We start from the raw sequence: 3,231 nt of genomic DNA, 5'->3' as shown, positions 1-3,231 counted from the left end.
ATGCGGCGGATGCGGTCGAACTTCACCGGGGCGAGCCCGTAGTGGATGCCCACATCCTCGCCGTCCACGTCCAAGGTGAGGGATTCCAGCTGGCCATGGGGGTACTTGTCGTGGGCGCGCTTGATGTAGGCGGCGATCTCCTCGTCGGAGACGGGGGCGTCGCTTGCCTGGGCGTAGTTCACGGCCACCTTCACGCCGTCGATGGTCTTGTTCTCCATGGGTGCTCCTTGCTGTCGGCGGAACGAGCGGTTGGCCGCTGCGATCCAAATGTTCACCATATGTAGTTAGCGATTGAGAATACTACCACAATATCTGGGAGATACAACGGTTGTTCCCGAGAAGTTGAAAAGTTTCCGCGTATACGGGGAGAAGTTCAACGCCCAGTGGGAGCTGGGCGACAACAGCGCGGCGGCTCATGAGTTCTCGATTCGCAAGAAGATCGTGCTGGTGATCTTTGTGATGGCCTTCGTCATCATGATCATCGGCGTCATGAACCTCGGCTGGTGGTTCCCGCAGATGGCAGCTGAGTTCGTGACCTTGTCCATTCTCGTGATGTTCATCGGCGGCACGGGCAAGGACGGCGTGGGCGAGGCGAAGATGGTGGACGCCTTCGGCTCTGGCGCATCGAGCCTGGTGCCCGTGGCCCTTATCATCGGCCTGGCCCGCGGTGTGAACCATGTGCTGACCGAGGGCATGATCAGCGACACCATGCTGAATGCCGCGTCGAACATGGTCACCGGCATGAGCGGCCCGATGTTCGTGATCTGCTTGCTGCTTATCTTCTTCGTGCTCGGATTTGTGGTGCCCTCCTCTAGTGGCCTGGCCGTGCTGTCGATGCCCATCTTCGCGCCGCTGGCCGACACCGTGGGCATTCCGCGCTGGATCATCGTGGCCGCCTATCAGTTCGGTCAGTACGCCATGCTCTACATCGCGCCGACTGGCCTGGTGATGGCGACCTTGCAGATGCTGGACATGAAGATGTCCCACTGGTTCAAGTTCGTGTGGCCCATGATGGTGTTCACCCTCGTGTTCGGAGCCATCCTGCTGAGCGTCTGCTCCGTGGTGTTCGCCGTGTAGCGTCCCAGCCGCCATCGAGCGCCCGTTGCGGCTCTCTGCCATGAGGCCCTCCCCGCTATGCTGGAGAGGGCCTCGCCTTTTGAGGAAGGGGCCATCTGTCCTCTCGAAAAAACCGAAACTGCCCCTGTGGCTTGTGCCTTTCCGCTTCGTACCATGCGCGATGGAAGGAAACCCTTCCACCCTTTTGGAGAGAGGAGAGGAAATGACCGACGACCGATTCGCGCAGCGAGAGCCGGCTATGGACCGCCGTGCGTTTGTGGCTGCCTCGACGGCGGCTGCGGTGGGCCTGTCCCTGGCCGGATGCGCGCCCTCGGTGGAGAAGATGGCCGAAACTGGCGATGCGCCATCTGAGCCGCAGGAGCAGGCGGGGGTGTGGACGACGATCTCCTGCATGCAGTCGTGCGGCGGCCGCTGCCTGAACAAGGCGCTCGTGGAAGACGGCGTCATCTTGCGTCAGAAGACCGATGACACCCACGAGGACAGCCAGGAGTTCCCCCAGCAGCGCGGTTGCCTGCGCGGGCGTGCTATCGGGGAGATGGCGTTCGGGGCCGACCGCATCAAGTATCCCCTGAAGCGCAAGGGCTGGCAGCCGGGGGGCAAGGACTTCCATCCCGAGTTGCGTGGCCGCGACGAATGGGAGCGCATTAGCTGGGATGAGGCTATTCGGTATGTCGCCGACGAGACTAAGCGCATTTACTCGACCTACGGTCCGCGCTCCGTGCTCGTGCCCAGTGCCTTTGGCAGCGCGCTGCACGGCTATCTCGGGGGTTATGTGGGCATGTGGGATACGAACTCCCAGGGCTCGGCTCGCCTCGGGCCCTCGAAGCTCGGCCTCACCGACAACGCGAAGCGCGGTCAGTGCAACGATCGCTACGACATGGCGACCAATGCCGAGACCATCGTGTTGTACGGTTGCAACCCCGCATGGTCGGCCATGGGATCTCCCACGTGGCATTTCCTGGCCGCCAAAGAGCGCGGCGCACAGTTTGTTTTCGTGGGGCCCACTTACAATGCCAGTGCCAGCATGCTGGAAGCGCGCTGGGTTCGCACGCGTCCCGGCACCGATACCGCCTTGCTGCTTGCCGTGGCCTACGAGATGGTGCGACAGGACGAGGCTGGCGAGGGCCTTGTCGATTGGGATTTCCTGCATACCTACTGCATCGGTTTCGATGAGGAGAGCCCCTCTCGGGACGGCGAGCACTTCCTCGGCTACGTGCGCGGCGACTACGATGGTGTTCCCAAGACGTCCGAGTGGGCGAGCGAGATATGCGGCACCCCCGCCGAGGACATCACGTGGTTTGCTCGCGAGCTCGGCTGCGACAAGGCTGTCTTCATCGCAAGCTCCTTCGCGGCCTACCGTTGCAACGGCGCCGAGGACCTGCCCCAGCTGATGATGACCGTCGGCGCTATGGGCGGCCACTTCGGGAAGCCCGGGCATGCTTGCGGCGTCTACTATGCTGACAGCGCCTCAGACGGTCCGGTGAACCTCATTCTCACCGGCGGCTCGGGCGAGGCCGAGGCTGCCGAGGCGCTGGGCGTGGACGGTCCCGACTTCGGTTTCGAGGCCCCCGACGACCTCATCGGCTCCTCGGAGTTGTGGCGGGCGGTGGCCACCGGCTCCTACCGTTTTATCGGCAACCCGTGCGGCATCGACGTCGTGCCCGGCGAGGAGCGCACCATCGACATCCGCATGATCGAGAACGGAAACTGGTCGCCCATGCGCTCTCTGCTCGACACCAACCAAGCCGTGGAGGCGCTGCGCGGCGACCGGGTGGAGTTTGTTGTGAACCGCAGCTTCGTTCCGCGTCTCGATGCCCAGTACGCCGATATTATCTTGCCGCTATGCAGCGACTTGGAGCGCGACGGTGGCACGCTCATGGGCACGGGCGATGGGGGTCGCGAGGTCGTGTTCTGCTATTCGCAGGTCTGCGAGCCGGTCTACGAGTCGAAATCGAGCGATGAGATAGACAACCTGATTCTCGAGGCTATGGGCTACGACCACCGCGGGCTGCATCCCCTGTCGGAGCGGCAGAAGACCTTCAACGAGATTGCCGGCACCACGGTGGCCGATGGCTCTGCGGACAACCAGGTAACCCTGGTATCCATCACCCAGGAGGATATCGACGCCTGGGGGGTGGAGGGCACCCCGCAGGA

2 protein-coding genes and 1 pseudogene are annotated in these 3,231 nt (G+C 63.1%); 2 read left to right on the top strand and 1 reads right to left on the bottom strand.

Features of this window, described 5'->3' with window-relative positions; genetic code table 11:
- Positions 1-218 (bottom strand): annotated as a pseudogene (locus tag ACTOXK_RS12245) (anaerobic ribonucleoside-triphosphate reductase); the annotation flags it as partial.
- Positions 219-342: 124 nt separating this feature from the next.
- Between ACTOXK_RS12245 and ACTOXK_RS12240 the strand changes: the two are divergent.
- Together ACTOXK_RS12240 and ACTOXK_RS12235 are read left to right on the top strand one after the other, a co-directional pair.
- Complete coding sequence (locus ACTOXK_RS12240) at positions 343-1,077, top strand: hypothetical protein (protein WP_482280014.1); 735 nt, start codon at positions 343-345, stop codon at positions 1,075-1,077.
- A 202-nt stretch (positions 1,078-1,279) separates the two neighbouring features.
- A partial coding sequence (locus ACTOXK_RS12235) for a molybdopterin-dependent oxidoreductase (protein WP_482280013.1) occupies positions 1,280-3,231 on the top strand: 1,952 nt, incomplete at its 3' end.

The organism is Adlercreutzia sp. (assembly GCF_056795635.1).
Note: the sequence above shows the minus strand (reverse complement) of the source record. Positions and strands in the feature narration are given on the sequence as shown.